Here is an 18,311-nt window from a genome sequence, read left to right on the forward strand (position 1 = left end):
GGGCCGGACGCCCACGCCGCGCGTGGGAACGGATCCAAACGGCCCGGGCGCGTAGAGGGGCCTCGGATACCCGCCCGTGGGACGCGGCCCCAAGAGACTCTCACGTTCACCCCCGCGTGAAGCGGCCCGGAACGGCCCCGACCCGACCCGCACCCCGCCGCGCCCCTGACGTTGTCGTACCGCGCGGTTACGCTCGGTCCATGGGTCTGACTACGTCCGCAGAAGCGCCTCTTCCCGTCGGTGAGGTCTCCCGGATGATCGGGGGGTGGATCGACCGGCTCGGGGCCATCTGGGTCGAGGGGCAGATCACGCAGCTGTCGCGGCGCCCCGGCGCCGGGGTCGTCTTCCTGACGCTGCGGGATCCCTCGTACGACATCTCCATCGGCGTCACCTGCTACCGCCAGGTCTTCGACGCCGTCGCCGACGTCGTCTCGGAGGGCGCGCGGGTCGTCGTGCACGCCAAGCCCGAGTGGTACGCCCCGCGCGGGCAGCTGTCGCTGCGGGCCGTGGAGATCAAGCCCGTCGGCATCGGCGAGCTGCTCGCGCGTCTGGAGCAGCTCAAGCGGAGCCTCGCCTCGGAGGGTCTGTTCGCGCTCGACCGGAAGAAGTCGCTGCCGTTCCTGCCGCACCTCGTCGGCCTGGTCTGCGGCCGCGCCTCGGCGGCCGAGCGGGACGTCCTGGAGAACGCGCGCCGGCGCTGGCCCGCCGTCCGCTTCGAGGTGCGGAACGTCGCGGTGCAGGGCGTGAAGGCGGTCCCCCAGGTCATCCAGGCGGTCAAGGAGCTGGATGCCCACGAGGACGTGGACGTGATCATCGTCGCCCGCGGCGGCGGCAGCGTCGAGGACCTGCTGCCGTTCTCGGACGAGCAGCTGGTCCGCGCGGTGGCCGAGTGCCGTACGCCGGTGGTGTCCGCCATCGGCCACGAGCCGGACTCCCCCCTGCTCGACCTCGTGGCCGACCTGCGCGCCTCGACTCCGACGGACGCGGCCAAGAAGGTCGTCCCGGACGTCGGCGAGGAGCTGGACCGGGTGCGCGGCCTCAGGGACCGGGCGCTGCGGACCGTGCGCGGGCTCCTGGAGCGCGAGGAGCGCGGCCTCGCGCACGCGCTCGCGCGGCCCGTCATGGAGCACCCGCAGCGCATGGTCGAGGTCCGCGAGGACGAGCTCGCGGCGCTCCTCGCCCGGAGCCGGCGGGTCCTCGGCCACCTCCTGGACCGGGCGGACTCGGAGCTCTCGCACACGCGGGCGCGGGTCAGGGCGCTGTCGCCCGCCGCGACGCTGGAGCGGGGGTACGCGGTGCTCCAGCGGTCGGACGGCGTGGTGGTCCGCTCGCCCGAGGAGGTCGCGGAGGGCGAGGAGCTGCGGGCCAGGGTCGCCGAGGGCGAGTTCACGGTGCGGCGCGTGGCCGACCCGGCCTGAGCGAACGGAAACGGAAACCAAGGATGGAGCGGCACATGGCAGCGGGTACGGACACCGGTACGGAGACGAGCGCGGAGGAGGCGGCCCTCGGCTACGAGCAGGCTCGGGACGAGCTGATCGAGGTCGTCCGGCGGCTGGAGGCGGGCGGGACGTCCCTGGAGGAGTCACTCGCGCTCTGGGAGCGCGGCGAGGAGCTGGCGAAGGTGTGCCGGCGCCGCCTGGAGGGGGCGCGGGCCCGTCTCGACGCCTCCCTGGCGGCGGAGCGCGCCGCCGAGGCGGAGGACGGGGACGACGAGTAGGCCGACGGGCCAGTACGCCGGGGCCGGTGAGCCGTGGGCCGGTGGGCCGCAGCCGGTAGGCCAGTGGCTCCGTGGCCCCGGGCCCGTGAGCCCGCCCGCCGCAACGCCCCTTCACCCCCGCGCCCCCGCGCCCCCGCATGTAAACTTCACGTGAACCGGATCACTATCCGGATGGATTGGTTGAATTTTCACCAATCGGCGGCGTACTGTCGAGACATCGCTCGACCCCCGTACGAGCGACCCCCTTTTGCAGTCCGGAAGGTACGCAGCATGTCTCTCGCCCTTGACGCCGTCGCCCAGGACCTCCTCTTCCGTGAGGCCCGCACCGCCAACACGTTCACCGACGAGCCGGTGACCGACGAGCAGGTCCAGGCGATCTACGACCTGGTGAAGTACGGCCCCACCGCCTTCAACCAGACCCCGCTGCGCATCACCCTGGTCCGCTCCCCCGAGGCCCGTGAGCGTCTGGTGAAGCACATGGCCGAGGGCAACCAGGCCAAGACCGCCGCCGCCCCGCTGGTCGCGATCCTCTCCGCCGACAACGAGTTCCACGAGGAGCTCCCGGCCCTGCTCCCGCACTTCCCGCAGGCCAAGGACATGTTCTTCGCCGAGCGCCCGACCCGCGAGGGCTCCGCCCTGCTGAACGCCGCCCTCCAGGCCGCGTACTTCATCGTGGGCGTCCGCGCCGCCGGCCTGGCCGCCGGCCCGATGACCGGCCTGGACTTCGCCGGCGTCCAGAAGGAGTTCCTGGACGACGACCACACCCCGCTGATGGTCGTCAACATCGGCAAGCCGGGCGAGGACGCCTGGTTCCCGCGCTCCCCGCGCCTCTCCTACGACGAGGTCGTCACCACCGTCTGAGCCTGACGGCACACGGAAGGGCCCCGCACTCCACGAGTGCGGGGCCCTTCTCCGTATCTCCGTGCGCCCGCGGATCAGACCTTCTGCGACCGCAGCGAGCCGGCCATCTCGGCCAGCCGCTCGAAGGAGGCCGTGCCGGTCACCACGGTCGTCGCACCGTTCTCCGTGCGGACGAGCGCGTCGTACTTCGGGCCCTCCCAGCGCTGCCAGACCTGACCGGCGACCGTCTGGGTCTTCCCGGTGTTCTTGGCCTTCTGGGTCACCTCGGGCACGAACTTCCCCGGCTCGGCCGTGGACTGGTTCACGGCCACGTACTGGGTGTCCGGGGAGAGGAAACCGAGCTGCCAGGCGTCGGACTTCTCGCGCTTGTACGAGACGACCGTCGCCTTCCAGCCCTCGCCCAGGCCCTCGGGGGCCAGCACCGGATACGGCGCCGCCCGCTGGGCCGTCAGGAGCTCGACCCGGTAGTCCTTCGCCTTGACCGGGTCCGCGCTCTCGTCGTGCGGGATGAAGAGATACATCACGCCCGCGGCGACCATGATCACCCCGAGGGACTGGAACATCCCGCGTACCGTCTGCCTGCCTCGCATACCTGCCACGCCCACCATGGTCGCATCATGGTGTTGTGCTCATACGTGGGCCCCTCTGCTCATTTTGTCGACGTACCGATAGAGTCGCAGCACCCTCTTTTTTCCGGCCGTCGCCGTACAGAAAGGTGCGCACCGATGACCGAGCACCACCACCTTCCGCCCGAGCTTGTCGTTTCTCCCGAGGCCCCCGACCGCAACCTCGCCCTTGAGCTGGTCCGTGTCACCGAGGCCGCCGCCATGGCCGCCGGCCGCTGGGTCGGCCGCGGCGACAAGATCGGCGCGGACGGGGCGGCGGTCAACGCCATGCGGACCCTGATCTCCACCGTCTCGATGAACGGCGTCGTCGTCATCGGCGAGGGCGAGAAGGACGAAGCCCCGATGCTCTTCAACGGCGAGCGGGTCGGCGACGGCACCGGCGCCGAGGTCGACATCGCCGTCGACCCGATCGACGGCACCACCCTCAACGCCAAGGGCATGCCGAACGCGATCGCCGTCCTGGCCGCCGCCGACCGCGGCACCATGTTCGACCCGTCCGCGGTCTTCTACATGGACAAGCTGGTCACCGGCCCCGAGGCCGCCGACTTCGTCGACATCAACGCCCCCGTCTCGGTCAACATCCGCCGGGTCGCCAAGGCCAAGAACTCCTCGCCCGAGGACATCACGGTCGTCATCCTGGACCGCCCGCGCCACGAGGGCATCGTCAAGGAGATCCGCGAGACCGGCGCCCGGATCAAGTTCATCTCGGACGGCGACGTCGCCGGTTCGATCATGGCCGTCCGCGAGGGCACCGGCGTCGACATGCTCATGGGCATCGGCGGCACGCCCGAGGGCATCATCTCCGCCTGCGCCATCAAGTGCCTCGGCGGCGTGATCCAGGGCAAGCTGTGGCCGAAGGACGACGCCGAGCGCCAGAAGGCGCTGGACGCGGGCCACGACCTGGACCGTGTGCTCTCCACGAACGACCTGGTCTCCGGCGACAACGTGTTTTTCGTCGCGACCGGCATCACCGACGGCGAGCTGCTGCGCGGCGTGCGCTACCGCGCCGAGACGGCGACCACGCAGTCGCTGGTCATGCGCTCGAAGTCCGGCACGATCCGCCAGATCGACTCCACGCACCGCCTGTCGAAGCTGCGCGCGTACAGCCAGATCGACTTCGACCGCGCGAAGTAACGCTTCAGCACGCGACGGTACGAAGAGGGGCGCCCCCATGTGCGGTGGGGGCGCCCCTTCTCGTACGGGCGCGGGCGAAGGTCTCCGCGGTGCCGTCAGCCCGCCTGGGCGATCCGCTCGGTCGCCGCGGCCTTCCGAAGCTCCACCTCGCGCCGCCGGCGCCGGGCGAGGACGACGCGGCGCTCCGCCGCGGTGAGCCCGCCCCACACCCCGTACGGCTCGGGCTGCAGCAGGGCGTGCTCCCGGCACTCGACCATGACCGGACAGCGCGCGCAGACCCGCTTGGCCGCCTCCTCGCGGGCGAGCCGCGCGGCGGTCGGCTCCTTGGAGGGCGCGAAGAAGAGCCCGGCTTCGTCCCGGCGGCACACCGCCTCCGCGTGCCATGGACCGGCCTCGTCCTCCCGGGCAGGGGCGCGCTGAGGGGGTACGGCGGCGACCTGGAGGGGCTGATGCGGCAGTTGCAGCACGGTCTACTCCTGACGACGGCTTCGCGAGCGAGCGGCGATGCACCAGCCCTACCCGCTGTGCGCGCGCCTATGCACTGCGTGCCCCGCCGTTCCGCACTGCGGATACCCGAGGGCGAATTCCGGTCACCTCCAGGGGCGCCGGGAACGGCTCACGGAACAGCTCACGGAACGACTCCCGGAAGAGCTCACGGGCGCGGGGCCGGGGAGTCGCTGCGGGAGCCCCCGGTCGTCAGTGCCCGAGGTGCTTGCGGAGCCTGCCCTGGAGGTCGGTGATCCACTTGCCGCGCTTGGGTCTGGCCTCGACGTTTCCGAAGACCGAGTAGCCGTTGATGACGACGACCGGGGCCTGCGGGTCGACCCCTTCGAGGGTCACGACCTCGAAGTTCCCGAAGATGCCGCTGCCGCTGCCGCGCAGGCTGATGTTCTCCGGGACCCGCACCTCCACGTTGCCGAAGATGGAGGTGGCGTTGATGGTGGTCAGCCGCTGGGCGAAGATCGCCTCGGTCAGGTCGATCTCGACGTTCCCGAAGAGGGCGAAGGCGTTCGTCCGGCGGCTCACCCGCCAGCGGCCCTTGCGCGTGTTGCTGGAGAAGATCGCGACGAGGTTCTCCGCGGGACCCTCGGGACCGTCCGAGCCCCAGGCGAAGGCCGGTTCGGGCTCGCGCGTGCTGCGGGCGGCCGGCAGGTCGCGGACGATCGGCTCCAGCTCCCCGACGGTCTTGGCCCGGTAGACCGCGTCGATCCGGTCCGAGTGCTCCTCGGCGTCGAGCCGGCCCTCGGCCAGGGCGTCCCTGAGGATGTCCGCGATGCGGTCCCGGTCCGCATCCGAGGCCCGCAGCGAGCCCTGCGGATCGGCGTAGGCGGGCCCGGCGAGAGCGGGCTCGGCGGGGGCGGCCGGCCGCTGCGGCTGCGGCTGCTTCTCGGGTTCGGGCTGCTTTTCGAGGTCCACGGAGCCAGCCTAGCGAAACGCGATAGATCGCGACCAGAGGGACAGACCCTGGTCCCGTCCCCTAGGGGACACCCCCGGCCGCGTCGACGCGGGCACGGAAACACGCCATTCCGGTGCGCTCCCAGCCCCTACTGAGCCTTACCTCACAGGATCGGGGCGGCCGCCGCGTCATACGCTGGAGGGCGCGCCGCCAACGGAGGCGGCGCAGCTGTCTGCCGAGTGAGGAATGGCCCCCGTCATGCCTGAGTTTGCGTACTCCGATCTGCTCCCCCTGGGAGAGGACACCACGCCCTACCGCCTGGTGACCTCCGAAGGTGTCTCCACCTTCGAGGCCGACGGCCGTACGTTCCTCAAGGTCGAGCCGGAGGCGCTGCGCAAGCTGGCCGCCGAGGCCATCCACGACATCCAGCACTTCCTGCGCCCGGCCCACCTGGCCCAGCTGCGGCGGATCATCGACGACCCGGAGGCGTCGAGCAACGACAAGTTCGTCGCGCTCGACCTCCTCAAGAACGCGAACATCGCGGCCGCGGGCGTGCTGCCCATGTGCCAGGACACCGGCACGGCGATCGTCATGGGCAAGCGCGGCCAGAACGTGCTGACCTCCGGCCGTGACGAGGAGGCCCTGTCCAAGGGCATCTACGACGCGTACACCAAGCTGAACCTGCGCTACTCGCAGATGGCCCCGGTGACCATGTGGGAGGAGAAGAACACCGGCTCGAACCTGCCCGCGCAGATCGAGCTGTACGCGACGGACGGCGGCGCGTACAAGTTCCTCTTCATGGCCAAGGGCGGCGGCTCGGCCAACAAGTCCTTCCTCTACCAGGAGACCAAGGCGGTCCTGAACGAGGCCTCCATGATGAAGTTCCTGGAGGAGAAGATCCGTTCGCTCGGCACGGCGGCCTGCCCGCCGTACCACCTGGCGATCGTCGTCGGCGGAACCTCCGCCGAGTTCGCGCTGAAGACCGCGAAGTACGCCTCCGCGCACTACCTGGACGAGCTGCCCACCGAGGGCGACGCCACCACCGGCCACGGCTTCCGCGACAAGGAGCTGGAGGAGAAGGTCTTCGAGCTGACGCAGAAGATCGGCATCGGCGCGCAGTTCGGCGGCAAGTACTTCTGCCACGACGTCCGCGTCGTCCGCCTCCCCCGTCACGGCGCCTCGCTGCCCGTCGCGATCGCCGTGTCCTGCTCGGCCGACCGCCAGGCCGTCGCGAAGATCACCGCCGAGGGCGTCTTCCTGGAGCAGCTGGAGACCGACCCGGCGCGCTTCCTGCCGGAGACCGAGGACTCCCACCTGGACGAGGCGGGTGACGTCGTGAAGATCGACCTCAACCAGCCCATGGACGAGATCCTCGCCGAGCTGACCAAGTACCCGGTCAAGACCCGTCTGTCCCTCAGCGGCCCGCTGGTCGTGGCGCGCGACATCGCGCACGCCAAGATCAAGGAGCGCCTGGACGCGGGCGAGGAGATGCCGCAGTACCTGAAGGACCACCCGGTCTACTACGCGGGCCCCGCGAAGACCCCCGAGGGCTACGCCTCCGGTTCCTTCGGTCCGACGACGGCCGGCCGCATGGACTCGTACGTGGAGCAGTTCCAGGCGGCGGGCGGCTCGAAGGTCATGCTGGCCAAGGGCAACCGGAGCAAGCAGGTCACGGACGCGTGCGGCGCGCACGGCGGCTTCTACCTGGGCTCGATCGGCGGCCCGGCGGCCCGTCTGGCGCAGGACTGCATCAAGAAGGTCGAGGTCGTCGAGTACGAGGAGCTCGGCATGGAGGCGGTCTGGAAGATCGAGGTCGAGGACTTCCCGGCGTTCATCGTGGTGGACGACAAGGGCAACGACTTCTTCCAGAACCCGGCCCCGGAGCCGACCTTCACGCACATCCCGGTGCGCGGTCCCGGTCTCGCCTGATCTCCCAAGGCTCCTGCCTCGGCTGATCCCGTAGAGCTCTCGCGGCGCCCCTCGGTCCTTCCGGGCCGGGGGGCGCTGTCGTTCCCGCGCGTCGATCTTCGCTCAGAAAGTCGCTACCGACCGGTAGCCCTCCCGTCACCTACTGGCCAGTATGGGTCGCGAGCATGTCAACCACTGAGCCGGTTCGACCCACTCGGGAGCCCCCCATGCCCTCCGCCAAGACCACCGCCGCGGCCCTCGGCCTCACCGCCGTCCTCGTCGTCGGCGCCGCGCCCGCCGCCTCCGCCGCCGACCCCGACACCCACCTCACCTCGGCCGCTGCCCTCGCGGACGTCGACTACACGACCTGGCGCCACGACGTCGCGGCCGTCGTCGCCGAGGCCCGCCCGTACATCGAGGCGCGCTCGGAGAACGCCGGCCGCGAGAAGCAGGCCATCGTCCTCGACATCGACAACAGCTCCCTGGAGACGGACTTCCACCCGTTCTGGGAGCTGCCGACCCCGGCCATCGCGGACGTGCGCTCGCTCGTCAACGACGCCCACGCGCGCGGGGTGGCCGTCTTCTTCGTCACCGCCCGCCCCGGGATCATCTACTCCCTGACGGACTGGAACCTGAAGAAGGCCGGTTACCCCGTCGACGGGCTGTACGTGCGCTCGCTGCCCGACCTGTTCGCCGAGGTCAGCGCGTACAAGACCGAGAAGCGCGCCGAGATCGAGGCCAAGGGCTACACGATCATCGCGAACATCGGCAACAACACGACCGACCTCGTCGGCGGACACGCCGAGCGCGCCTTCAAGCTCCCGGACTACGGCGGCAAGCTGTCGTGACGGGCTCAGCGCTTGGTGACGTGGAACTCCAGCCGTGAGTAGTCCCCGTCGGGGGTCGTGCTCACGTAGCCACGCGCCTGCGTGAAGTCGCCGGTGCCCCCGGTGATGGCGACGTCGTAGGCGGCCGGCGCCGCGTTCGAGATGTCGAAGGTGACGAGGGCCTGGGCGGTGAGCTGTCCGCCCGGTCCGCCGTTCAGGACGAAGGTGCCCACGCAGTTCACGTCGGCCTGGTCCCCGGAGACACGCACGACGGCGCAGGTCACGCCGTCGCGGCCGACCTTGCTGCCGCCCTTGGTCTTGTACAGGTCGTCGGCGACCGTGAAGACCTCCCCGACCTTGGGTGGCGGCCCGCTCTCGCTCGCCCCGGAGGCCGGGACCTCCTTGGCGTAGAGCGTGAACTCGAAGCCGTCTCCGTCGTCGGCCTGGGCGGGGGCAGCGGCGGCGAAGGTGACCGCCGCGACCGTACAGGCGCAGAGCGCGCCGATCCTCCTGAAGCTGCGGGTCATGTCCTGCCTCCCGTGGGTGGGGGTCCCCCTCGGCACGCTTCACATTGTGCGGCGATCACGACGGATTCGCCCGTCCGGCGCAATCCGGGGCGGCCGCGTCGGGGATCATGGCGCCATGCCAGAGAGAGCACGACCGATACGTACGGCCCTTCCCGCCGCCCTCGTGGCGGCGGCCGGACTGCTGCTGACCGCCTGCGGTACGACCCCGGAGCCGGCCGCGCCCGCGAGGCCGGAGACGGCGAAGTCGGAGTCGGCGAAGCCGGAGACGGTGAAGGCCGCCGCGACCCTCGGCGGTCCCGGTTCGGCCTGCGCGCTGCCGGTCTCCTTCTCGGTCGCGGAGGACTGGAAGCCGGAGGCCGTCAAGAACCCCGAGGACCCGGAGTTCGCGGCACTCACGCGGCAGGGCCCCGTCACCGTCCGCTGCGAGGTCGACGCCAAGCCGTCCGGGAACATCGGCTATCTGCGGGTGTGGACGGCGCCGAAGGGCCCGGCGCGGACGGCTCTCGAAGGCTTCGTGACGGCGGAGAAGGGCAGTTCGGCGGTCGCCTACCGCGAGACGAAGGCGGGCGCGCTGCCCGCGACCGAGGTGACGTACACCGTCGACGGCGAGGAGAAGCGGGCCTTCGCCGTCTCCACCCCGAAGGGGACGGTCATCGTCCACCTCGGCGGTCTCGACACCGACGAGCACCGGGCGATGCTCCCGGCCTACGAGCTGGCGAAGAGCACCGTGAAGGCGCTCTAGCGTCTCGGACATGACCGTGGCCCCCCGTCCCGCACCGGACGAGGGGCCACGGCGTTCCCGAGCGGCGGCTACACGAACTTCTGGTTCGCGGAGCCGTCGCAGTTCTGGAGCCTGATCGGCTCCTTCGCCGCGCCCTGGGCGAGGCAGAGTCCGGTCGCGGCGGCGGGCCGGATCGTGGCGCCGTCACGGACGAACTTCTGGTTGGCGGCGCCGCTGCAGTTCCAGACGATGAGCGCCTTGCCCGGCTGGTAGGCGGCTCCGGGCACGTCCAGGCAGCGGTCCTGGGTGAGCTGGGTGTGGACGGTCTTCCTGGCGGAGTCGTACCACCAGCCCTGGTTGCGGCCGCCGTGGCAGTCCCAGCCGAGGACGGCGGTGCCGTTGGCGGACTCGGAGGCGTTGACGTCCACGCAGTTGCCGGTCGCCTGGTTCCTCAGCGGCTGGTACGCGTCGTCCCAGGCGAGCGGGAAGAGCGTCGGGGTGCCGGAGGAGTTGACGTCGGCGCAGCCCGCCTCGCGCAGGCCCGAGTTGTAGATCTGGGTCAGGCAGGAGGCGAAGGCGCCGTGGCCGCTCCTGTTGGGGTGGAAGGACTGGCGTACGGAGTTCTCGTCGAGTCCGCCGGGCTTGGAGAGGTCGATGTAGAGGCCCCGGGCCCAGGTGTCCTCCATGCAGACCTCGTGGCCGTGGAAGAGGCGCGAGTTGTCGAGGTAGGTGGCGCCGGTGTCGGCCGCGATCTTGCGCATGCCGCGCTCGAAGGCGGGGACGGCGGTGTTGCGGCCCCACTTGGTGTCGGAGTCGTAGCCCATGCCGCCGCAGGCGAGCTTGCCGGGGAAGTTCGGGTTGTCGTAGAAGTCGGGGCCGATGGGGCTGGGGTAGCCCATGACGACGAGCTTGTAGTCGCCGTCGGCGTACCCGGCGTCGCGCATGACGGTCCTGAGGTCGCGGACGGTCTGCTCGACCTTGGGGACGAGGCCGTCGACGCGGGCCTGCCAGCCGGGGGCGTACTTGGGCTCGCAGGGGCCCTGGCTGAGCACGTACCGCTCGACGCAGTCGGTCATGACGGGCCCGAACTGCAGGTCGTCGTTGGCGCCGGCGACGAGCAGGACCATCTTGATGCGGGTGTTGCGGGCCTTGATGGCGAGGTTGTCGCTCTGGACGAGCTCGTCGGCGTACTGCTTGGAGCCGCCGATCCGGATGTTCCCGGTGTAGGCGCCGGAGCAGGACACGTTGAACGTGAGGTCCGCGGGGATCCCGGTGCGGTGGATGGCGGCGTCCGGGGAGCGGTGGCACCAGTTGGTGGGCCCGTTGGTGGGCGACTCGTACGTGCCGACGCCCTCGCCGGAGATCTCGCTGTCGCCGAGGGAGATCAGGCCGGTCCTGCGCTCGGCGAGCGGGCGCTCCTCGGGGCTGCCGTAGATCTTGGTGGCCTCGGCCGCCCGGATCGCCTCCAGCTCGGGAGAGAGCGGTACGGAGGTGATTCCGGCCGTGGTGCTCGTGTCGGCCGCGCCGGCGGGGGCGGCGGCGGTCATGCTGCCGAGGGCCGCCGCGGCGGCGGCGACGGCCGCGACGGGCCAGCGGAGTCTGTACCTGGTGCGCTTCATTGCGCCTCCTGGAAGTGGGGTTACCCACGGTTTTTACTGGCCGGTACGCGCCTTGGGAATACATCGAACAAGACAAGTGCTCATCTTTTTATGGAGGTTGACGCAGCATGAGAAACGACGACGGTTACCGCATCGAACACGACTCCATGGGCGAGGTGCGGGTCCCCGCGCACGCCAAGTGGCGCGCGCAGACCCAGCGGGCCGTGGAGAACTTCCCGGTCTCCGGCCAGCGCCTCGAGCGCGCCCACATCGAGGCCCTGGCCCGCATCAAGGCCGCCGCGGCCAAGGTCAACGCCGAGCTCGGGGTGATCGAGAAGGACCGCGCGGAGGCGATCGTCGCGGCGGCCGACGAGGTCGCCGAGGGCCGCTGGGACGAGCACTTCCCCGTGGACGTCTTCCAGACCGGCTCGGGCACCTCCTCCAACATGAACACCAACGAGGTGATCGCCACCCTCGCCACCGAGCGGCTCCCCGAGGGCCGCGAGGTCCACCCCAACGACCACGTCAACGCCTCGCAGTCCTCGAACGACGTGTTCCCCTCCTCCATCCACATCGCGGCCACCGCCGCCGTCACCCGCGACCTGATCCCCGCCCTCGATCACCTGGCCGCCTCCCTGGAGCGAAAATCGGCCGAATTCTCGTCCGTGGTGAAGTCGGGCCGTACGCATCTGATGGACGCCACTCCGGTCACCCTGGGCCAGGAGTTCGGCGGTTACGCGGCCCAGGTCCGGTACGGCGCCGAGCGGCTGCGCACCTCGCTCCCCCGGCTCGCGGAACTCCCCCTCGGCGGCACGGCGGTGGGCACCGGCATCAACACCCCGGCCGGCTTCTCCGCGGCCGTCATCGCCGAGGTCGCCCGCGCCACCGGGCTGCCGCTGACGGAGGCCCGCGACCACTTCGAGGCCCAGGGCGCCCGTGACGGACTGGTGGAGACGTCCGGGCAGCTGAGGACCATCGCCGTCTCCCTCACCAAGATCGCCAACGATCTGCGCTGGATGGCCAGCGGCCCGCGCACCGGCCTCGCCGAGATCAACCTCCCCGACCTCCAGCCCGGTTCCTCGATCATGCCGGGCAAGGTGAACCCGGTGATCCCCGAGGCGGTCCTGATGGTCGCCGCCCAGGTGACCGGAAACGACACCACGGTGGCGGTGGCGGGCGCGGCCGGGAACTTCGAGCTCAACGTGATGCTCCCGGTGATGGCCAAGAACCTCCTGGAATCCGTACGGCTTCTGGCCAACGCCTCCCGGCTGCTCGCCGACCGCACGGTGGACGGCATCACGGCGAACGTGGAGCGCGCCCGCGAGTACGCCGAGTCCTCGCCCTCCGTCGTCACCCCGCTGAACAAGTACATCGGGTACGAGGAGGCCGCGAAGGTCGCGAAGAAGTCCCTCGCCGAGCGGAAGACCATCCGCGAGGTGGTCCTCGAGTCCGGCTACGTGGAGCGCGGCGACCTCACGGTCGAGCAGCTCGACGAGGCGCTGGACGTGCTGCGCATGACCCACCCGTAGGCCCGGCGGACCGGCCGGGGGTGACCGGCCGGTAGCCGACTCCTCCGTGACCGGTAGCCGACTGCTTGGTGATCTGTGCCGCAGCGGTCGTGGGAGCGCGCCCCTAAGATCTGCGCATGACAGGATCGGACGGCTCTCAGCACTGGGCGCCGGGGGATCACATCCTCTGGCGCTACCGCGGCAACGGCACCGGAGCGGTGCACATCTGCCGGCCGGTGACGGTCGTGCAGGACACGCCCGAGCTGCTCGCGGTCTGGATGGCGCCCGACACCGAGTGCGTCCGTCCGGTGCTCGCCGACGGCACGGCCGTCCACGAGGAGCCGCTCGCCACCCGCTACACCGCCCCGCGCACCACCGAGCGCACCCGCTGGGCCGGCAGCGGGGTGCTCAAGCTGGCGCGGCCCGACGAGCCGTGGTCGGTGTGGCTGTTCTGGGAGCGCGGCTGGCGCTTCCGCAGCTGGTACGTGAACCTCGAGGAGCCGCGGGTCCGCTGGTCCGGCGGCCTCGACTCCGAGGACCACTTCCTCGACATCTCCGTCTACCCCGACCGCAGCTGGCTGTGGCGGGACGAGGACGAGTTCGCGCAGGCCCAGCGGTCCGGCCTGATGAGCCCGGCGCAGGCCGCCCGGGTGCGGGCGGCCGGGGAGCGGGCGGTGGAGCGCATCAAGAGGTGGGGGACGCCGTTCGCGGACGGCTGGGAGGACTGGCGGCCCGATCCGGGGTGGCGGGTTCCGGAACTGCCGGCGGACTGGGATCGCACTCCGGCGCACACGGCGCCGTGAGACCCTTGATGCGCCCCCGGGGTTCAAACGTAGGATCGTCCTCCGCACGGCAGAGACGGACCGAACACCACGTCAGACCGACCGAACAGCACGTCAAAGACTCAGCACAGCACAGGACCTGACCAGAAGTCATCCACGAGGGGGAGAGCAGTGCCGGACGTGCGCCCGGGTGCCCGGACCCCTGCCGTTGCCGCAGCTCGCGGAACGTCCACATCCGCTGCATACGAGGGGTTTACCCCCGCCGAAGGCGCGGCATCGGCGAGAAGAGCGAGTGCATCGCACCACCGGCCCGGACGGACGGAATCCCACGCGTGACGGAGCATCCCACCTCCCACGAAGGCCGGCAGCCCCTGGCTGCCCGGTCGCAGGAACGCGCGCGCCCTCGCCAGGAGGCGGCGCCCGGCCTGCCCTCCGACGTGCCCGGCAAGCCGGGCGGCCCGGCGACCCCCGCGACTCCGGGCGCGGAGGTACCCGCCCAGCCCACCGCACCGGACACGACGGGCGGCACCGCCCACCCCGACACGACCGGCGGCACGGCCCACCCGGACACCTCCGGCGGCCCGGGCCACCTCGGCTCCCCCGGTGCGGTCGCCGTCGCCGTCTCCCCGCAGCACCCCGGCGGGGCGCGCGGCGGGGACACCTCCGCGCGGCGGGAGGGCGACCGGCTGCGGTTCGTCGGAGCCGCGACCCGGCGCATCGCACGCGGCATCGACCTGGACGAGATCGTCCTGGGCCTGTGCCGGGCGACCGTGCCGACCTTCTCCGACGAGATCCTGGTCTACCTCCGCGACCCGCTCCCGGTGGGCGACGAGCGGCCGGTGGCGCCGTTCGTGCTGCGCCTGCGCCGCACGGACCGGCTCCGGTTAAGCGATCTGGAGGGCGAGGAGCTCGTCCTCGTACCCGATCCCGATCCGACCCCCGCGGCCGAACTCTGCGAGGTGCGGAACGGCGGGGCGCTCGCCGAGGTGCTGCGCGGGGTGCGCCCGGTCTTCGGCGACTCCGCGGCCGCGAAGTCGGCCCTCACCGAACTGCTCGGCCCCGAGCACCCGTTGCCCGGCGGACTGCGGGCGGTCCTCGCGCCGCTGCGCGGCCGGCGCCGGGTGATCGGCGCGGCCGTGTTCCTGCGCCGCCCCGAGCGGGCCGGCTTCGAGCCGAACGACCTGCTCGTCGCCGCCCAGTTGGCCACGCACACGGCCCTCGGCATCGACAAGGCCGTCCTGTACGGCCGTGAGGCGTACATCGCGGACGAGCTCCAGCGGACGATGCTGCCGGACTCGCTGCCGCAGCCGACCGGCGTCAAGCTGGCCTCGCGCTATCTGCCCGCGGCCGAGACGGCCCGGGTCGGCGGCGACTGGTACGACGCGATCCCGCTGCCCGGCAGCAGGGTCGCCCTGGTCGTCGGCGACGTCATGGGCCACTCCATGACCTCGGCGGCCATCATGGGCCAGCTGCGCACCACCGCGCAGACCCTGGCCGGTCTCGACCTGCCGCCGCAGGAGGTCCTGCACCACCTGGACGAGCAGGCGCAGCGGCTCGGCGAGAACCGCATGGCGACCTGCATGTACGCGGTGTACGACCCGGTCTCGCACCGGATCACCGTCGCCAACGCCGGCCATCCGCCGCCGATACTGCTCCACCTGGGCGGCCGCGCCGAGGTGCTGCGCGTCCCGCCCGGCGCCCCGATCGGGGTCGGCGGCGTGGACTTCGAGGCGGTCGAGCTGGACGCCCCGGCCGGCGCCACGCTGCTGCTCTACACGGACGGGCTCGTCGAGTCCCGGCTGCGGGACGTGTGGACGGGGATCGAGCAGCTGCGGGAGCGCCTCGCGGCGACCGCGCAGCTGACCGGCCCGGACCATTCGCCGCCGCTCGAAGCGCTCTGCGACGACGTCCTGGACATGCTGGGCCCGGGCGACCGGGACGACGACATCGCGCTGCTCGCGGCCCGGTTCGACGGGATCGCGCCGAGCGACGTCGCGTACTGGTTCCTGGAGCCGGAGGACGCCGCTCCGGGGCGGGCCCGCCGGCTCGCCCGGCGGGCGCTCGCCCGCTGGGACCTGGAGGACCTGACGGACTCGGTCGAGCTGCTGATCAGCGAGGTCGTGACGAACGCCGTGCGGTACGCGGAGCGTCCGGTGACGCTGCGGCTGCTCCGTACGGACGTGCTGCGCTGCGAGGTCGGCGACGACTCCCCGCAGCTGCCCCGGCAGCGGCGGGCGCGGGACACGGACGAGGGCGGGCGCGGTCTCTTCCTGGTGAACCGGCTGGCCCGGCGGTGGGGGGCGACGCGCCTGTCGGGCGGCAAGGTGGTCTGGTTCGAGCTGGCGACCCGTACCTGACCCCCGTACGCCTGTGAGAACGACCGAAGGCCGGACCCCCTGCGAGGGGTCCGGCCTTCGGTCGTGGCGTCAGCGGGACGGGCGCACCGTGGTGTTCGCGACGGGGTCGCCCGCGTCCGGCGGCTGGACCGTCGTCGGCGCGGTCGTCGGCTCCACGGTCGCGGTCGGCTCCTGGGTGGGCTCCGGCGGCGTGGTGACGGGGTCGCCGGTCGGCTGCGGCGGGGTGGTGGCGGTCGAGGTCGGCGGGGCCGACGGGCCCGTGGGGGCCGTGGTCGGCTCCTCGGTCGGCTCCTCCGTCTCGGGCGCCTCGCTGGTGGCGGTCGGCTCCGGCACGGTGCCGTCCGGGGCGGCTCCGTCGGTCTCCAGGTCGAAGCTCGCGTCCGAGCCGCCGTTCAGCGCGCGCTCGGTGTAGTCGCCCCAGATCTGGGCGGGCGTGCGGCCACCGTTGGCGCGGCCCTCGTTGATGGTGTCGGTGAGGGTGACCTGGTTGCCCTGGGCGTCCTCGCCGAAGAGGCCGACGGCGGTGACGAGTTCGGGGGTGTAGCCCACGAACCAGGCGGAGCGGTTGTTCTCCGAGGTGCCGGTCTTGCCGGCGGCCTCGTAGTCGCCGGCGGCGCGGAAGCCGGAGCCGTTCTTCACGACGCCGGTCATCGCCTGGGTGGCGGTGTCGGCGGCCTCGCGGCTGATGACCTGCTCGCCGATCGCCTTGGCGCCCTGGACCGTGCGGTCCTTGTGGGTGGCGGTCTTCACCAGGGTCGGGGTGACCTTCTTGCCGTGGTTGTCGAGCGTGGCGTAGACGCCGGCCATGTCCATCGTCGAGGCGCCCATGGTTCCGAGGGAGATCGCGGGGCTCTCGGGGAAGTCCGCGCCATCCTTCATGCCGAGGGCGAGGGCGGTCTTCTTGGCCTTGGCCGGCGTGACGTCCACGATCATCTGGGCGTAGACCGAGTTGATCGAGCTGTTGGTGGCCTTCTGGACGGTGACGGGGCCGTAGCTCTCGTTGTCCTCGTTCTCCGGCGCGAAGTCGATGGGGCTGCCGACGACCGGGCGCTTGCTGGTGCCGTCGTAGATCGTGCCGAGGCCGATCTTCCGGCCGTCCTGGGTGACCGCGCGGTTGTCGACGGCGGAGGCGAGGACGAGCGGCTTGAAGGTGGAGGCGGGCTGGTAGTCGCGGCGGGTCGCGTTGGACATCCAGTGCTCGGTGGCGCCGACGCCGCCGTACATCGCGACGACCGCGCCGGTCTTCGGGTCGACGGAGGTGGCACCGGCCTGGACGGTGGCCTGCTTCTTGTCGCCCTTGCGGTCGAGCTTGGACTCCAGCTGCTTGTCGACCGCCTTGACGAGGTCCTTCTGCTTCTTCTCGTCGATGTTGAGGGTGATCGTCCAGCCGCCGGCCTTGATGTCCTCCTCCTTGACGCCCTGGCGCATCAGCTCCTGGTTGGCGGCCTCGACGATGTAGCCGGTCTGGCCCTCCATGCCGGGGGCGGGCTTGGGCTTCTGCGGGACGGGGAACTTCATCGCGGCCCGCTCGGTGGAGCTGAGCCAGCCCTCGCCGACCATGTTGTCGAGGACGTAGTTCCAGCGCTCCTCGACGAGCTTGCGGCCGGTGGCGTTCGCCGAGGTCCAGTCGTACTGGTTGGGGGCCTGGAGCAGCGAGGCGAGGTAGGCGCCCTGCGCGGTGGTGAGCTGGGTGGCGTCGACGCCGTAGTACGCGCGGGCGGCGGCCTGGATGCCGTAGGCGCTGCGCCCGTAGTAGCTGGTGTTCATGTACCCGGCGAGGATGTCGCTCTTGCTCATCTTCTGGTCCACCTTGATGGCGATGACCATTTCCTTGAGCTTGCGCGTGGCCGTCTGGTCCTGGCTCAGGTAGAAGTTCTTGACGTACTGCTGGGTGATGGTCGAACCACCCTGCTTGCCCTTGCCGGTGACGGTGTTCCAGGCGGCGCGGGTGGTGCCCTTGATGTCGACGCCGTTGTCCTTGTAGAAGGTCTTGTTCTCGGCGGCGACGAACGCCTTCTGGACCTCCAGCGGGATCTTGTCGAGGCCGACGATCTCACGGTTGATCTTGCCCGTGCGGGCGAGGATCTTGCCGCTGGAGTACTTGTAGATGTTGCTCTGCATCGTCGCCTCGGCGTTGGCCGTCGGCACCGGGACCATCAGGTAGACGACGTAGAGGGCGCCCATGCCGAGCAGGCAGAACACGAAGAAGGTGCCCAGGAGCTTCTTCCAGGTGAAGAGACGGCGTATGCCGCGCTTCTTCGCCTTGCCCTTGTCCGGTCGGCCCATGTCTCCAGTCGCTCCGCTCGTCGTATGTCCGGCGCCCTCGGTGCTGAGCCCGTCCGCGCCGGA

At 71.2% G+C, this 18,311-nt stretch carries 16 protein-coding genes; 10 read left to right on the plus strand and 6 right to left on the minus strand.

Features of this window, described 5'->3' with window-relative positions; genetic code table 11:
* Window positions 1–200 precede the first annotated feature (200 nt).
* From xseA to ABT041_RS15605, 3 genes are all read left to right on the plus strand, one after another.
* On the plus strand, window positions 201–1,418 hold the full coding sequence (gene xseA / locus ABT041_RS15595) for an exodeoxyribonuclease VII large subunit (RefSeq protein WP_351184229.1): 1,218 nt from the start codon (window positions 201–203) through the stop codon (window positions 1,416–1,418).
* 35 nt (window positions 1,419–1,453) lie between these two features.
* Window positions 1,454–1,717 (plus strand): exodeoxyribonuclease VII small subunit, encoded by a 264-nt coding sequence (locus ABT041_RS15600; protein ID WP_351184231.1) that lies wholly within the window; start codon window positions 1,454–1,456, stop codon window positions 1,715–1,717.
* A gap of 270 nt (window positions 1,718–1,987) precedes the next feature.
* Window positions 1,988–2,578: a malonic semialdehyde reductase gene (locus tag ABT041_RS15605; protein WP_351184233.1), complete on the plus strand. Its 591-nt coding sequence runs from the start codon at window positions 1,988–1,990 to the stop codon at window positions 2,576–2,578.
* 74 nt (window positions 2,579–2,652) lie between these two features.
* Here the strand turns inward: ABT041_RS15605 and ABT041_RS15610 are convergent, their stop codons facing one another.
* The gene (locus tag ABT041_RS15610) at window positions 2,653–3,186 is read right to left on the minus strand and encodes a DUF4245 domain-containing protein (RefSeq protein WP_351184235.1); all 534 of its coding nucleotides are present in this window, start codon (window positions 3,184–3,186) and stop codon (window positions 2,653–2,655) included.
* Between the two features lie 117 nt (window positions 3,187–3,303).
* On the opposite strand from ABT041_RS15610, the gene glpX reads away from it, so the two are divergent.
* On the plus strand, window positions 3,304–4,338 hold the full coding sequence (glpX, locus tag ABT041_RS15615; RefSeq protein WP_041131039.1) for a class II fructose-bisphosphatase: 1,035 nt from the start codon (window positions 3,304–3,306) through the stop codon (window positions 4,336–4,338).
* Window positions 4,339–4,433: 95 nt separating this feature from the next.
* Here the strand turns inward: glpX and ABT041_RS15620 are convergent, their stop codons facing one another.
* Window positions 4,434–4,805 (minus strand): WhiB family transcriptional regulator, encoded by a 372-nt coding sequence (locus ABT041_RS15620; protein WP_030692804.1) that lies wholly within the window; start codon window positions 4,803–4,805, stop codon window positions 4,434–4,436.
* 229 nt (window positions 4,806–5,034) lie between these two features.
* A complete protein-coding gene (locus ABT041_RS15625) occupies window positions 5,035–5,754 on the minus strand; it encodes a DUF1707 SHOCT-like domain-containing protein (RefSeq protein WP_351184238.1) in 720 nt (239 codons plus the stop codon).
* 238 nt (window positions 5,755–5,992) lie between these two features.
* On the opposite strand from ABT041_RS15625, the gene ABT041_RS15630 reads away from it, so the two are divergent.
* Both ABT041_RS15630 and ABT041_RS15635 read left to right on the plus strand, forming a co-directional pair.
* Window positions 5,993–7,663, plus strand: a complete 1,671-nt coding sequence (locus tag ABT041_RS15630; RefSeq protein WP_351184239.1) for a fumarate hydratase — start codon at window positions 5,993–5,995, stop codon at window positions 7,661–7,663.
* A 206-nt stretch (window positions 7,664–7,869) separates the two neighbouring features.
* Window positions 7,870–8,490 (plus strand): HAD family acid phosphatase, encoded by a 621-nt coding sequence (locus ABT041_RS15635; RefSeq protein ID WP_351184241.1) that lies wholly within the window; start codon window positions 7,870–7,872, stop codon window positions 8,488–8,490.
* Between the two features lie 5 nt (window positions 8,491–8,495).
* Here ABT041_RS15635 and ABT041_RS15640 read toward each other — a convergent pair whose 3' ends face one another.
* Window positions 8,496–8,996, minus strand: a complete 501-nt coding sequence (locus tag ABT041_RS15640; protein WP_351184243.1) for a dirigent protein — start codon at window positions 8,994–8,996, stop codon at window positions 8,496–8,498.
* A 115-nt stretch (window positions 8,997–9,111) separates the two neighbouring features.
* On the opposite strand from ABT041_RS15640, the gene ABT041_RS15645 reads away from it, so the two are divergent.
* The gene (locus ABT041_RS15645; protein WP_351184245.1) at window positions 9,112–9,738 is read left to right on the plus strand and encodes a lipoprotein; all 627 of its coding nucleotides are present in this window, start codon (window positions 9,112–9,114) and stop codon (window positions 9,736–9,738) included.
* A gap of 68 nt (window positions 9,739–9,806) precedes the next feature.
* Here the strand turns inward: ABT041_RS15645 and ABT041_RS15650 are convergent, their stop codons facing one another.
* On the minus strand, window positions 9,807–11,336 hold the full coding sequence (locus ABT041_RS15650; RefSeq protein ID WP_351184247.1) for a ricin-type beta-trefoil lectin domain protein: 1,530 nt from the start codon (window positions 11,334–11,336) through the stop codon (window positions 9,807–9,809).
* A gap of 107 nt (window positions 11,337–11,443) precedes the next feature.
* Between ABT041_RS15650 and ABT041_RS15655 the strand changes: the two genes are divergently transcribed.
* The 3 genes from ABT041_RS15655 to ABT041_RS15665 all read left to right on the plus strand — a co-directional run bounded on the left by ABT041_RS15655 (window position 11,444) and on the right by ABT041_RS15665 (window position 15,962).
* Entirely contained in the window at window positions 11,444–12,844 is a 1,401-nt protein-coding gene (locus ABT041_RS15655) for a class II fumarate hydratase (RefSeq protein ID WP_351184249.1), read from the plus strand.
* A gap of 116 nt (window positions 12,845–12,960) precedes the next feature.
* Window positions 12,961–13,626 carry a cytidylyl-2-hydroxypropylphosphonate hydrolase gene (gene fomD, locus ABT041_RS15660; RefSeq protein WP_351184251.1) on the plus strand — a complete coding sequence of 222 codons (666 nt, stop codon included), beginning with the start codon at window positions 12,961–12,963 and terminating at the stop codon, window positions 13,624–13,626.
* A 311-nt stretch (window positions 13,627–13,937) separates the two neighbouring features.
* Window positions 13,938–15,962 carry a SpoIIE family protein phosphatase gene (locus ABT041_RS15665; protein WP_351184253.1) on the plus strand — a complete coding sequence of 675 codons (2,025 nt, stop codon included), beginning with the start codon at window positions 13,938–13,940 and terminating at the stop codon, window positions 15,960–15,962.
* Between the two features lie 69 nt (window positions 15,963–16,031).
* On the opposite strand, the gene ABT041_RS15670 is transcribed toward ABT041_RS15665, so the two are convergent.
* Complete coding sequence (locus tag ABT041_RS15670) at window positions 16,032–18,248, minus strand: transglycosylase domain-containing protein (RefSeq protein WP_351184255.1); 2,217 nt, start codon at window positions 18,246–18,248, stop codon at window positions 16,032–16,034.
* Between the last annotated feature and the right edge of the window lie 63 nt (window positions 18,249–18,311).

Source organism: Streptomyces sp. NPDC002825 (assembly GCF_040295385.1).
In the GTDB taxonomy this organism is placed as follows: domain Bacteria; phylum Actinomycetota; class Actinomycetes; order Streptomycetales; family Streptomycetaceae; genus Streptomyces.

Coding starts and splice junctions, on each gene's coding strand:
- xseA (WP_351184229.1), top strand. CDS start 201: ATGGGTCTGACTACGTCCGCAGAAGCGCCTCTTCCCGTCGGTGAGGTC.
- ABT041_RS15600 (WP_351184231.1), top strand. CDS start 1,454: ATGGCAGCGGGTACGGACACCGGTACGGAGACGAGCGCGGAGGAGGCG.
- ABT041_RS15610 (WP_351184235.1), bottom strand. CDS start 3,186: ATGGTGGGCGTGGCAGGTATGCGAGGCAGGCAGACGGTACGCGGGATG.
- ABT041_RS15670 (WP_351184255.1), bottom strand. CDS start 18,248: ATGGGCCGACCGGACAAGGGCAAGGCGAAGAAGCGCGGCATACGCCGT.
- ABT041_RS15605 (WP_351184233.1), top strand. CDS start 1,988: ATGTCTCTCGCCCTTGACGCCGTCGCCCAGGACCTCCTCTTCCGTGAG.
- glpX (WP_041131039.1), top strand. CDS start 3,304: ATGACCGAGCACCACCACCTTCCGCCCGAGCTTGTCGTTTCTCCCGAG.
- fomD (WP_351184251.1), top strand. CDS start 12,961: ATGACAGGATCGGACGGCTCTCAGCACTGGGCGCCGGGGGATCACATC.
- ABT041_RS15650 (WP_351184247.1), bottom strand. CDS start 11,336: ATGAAGCGCACCAGGTACAGACTCCGCTGGCCCGTCGCGGCCGTCGCC.
- ABT041_RS15645 (WP_351184245.1), top strand. CDS start 9,112: ATGCCAGAGAGAGCACGACCGATACGTACGGCCCTTCCCGCCGCCCTC.
- ABT041_RS15630 (WP_351184239.1), top strand. CDS start 5,993: ATGCCTGAGTTTGCGTACTCCGATCTGCTCCCCCTGGGAGAGGACACC.
- ABT041_RS15635 (WP_351184241.1), top strand. CDS start 7,870: ATGCCCTCCGCCAAGACCACCGCCGCGGCCCTCGGCCTCACCGCCGTC.
- ABT041_RS15655 (WP_351184249.1), top strand. CDS start 11,444: ATGAGAAACGACGACGGTTACCGCATCGAACACGACTCCATGGGCGAG.
- ABT041_RS15640 (WP_351184243.1), bottom strand. CDS start 8,996: ATGACCCGCAGCTTCAGGAGGATCGGCGCGCTCTGCGCCTGTACGGTC.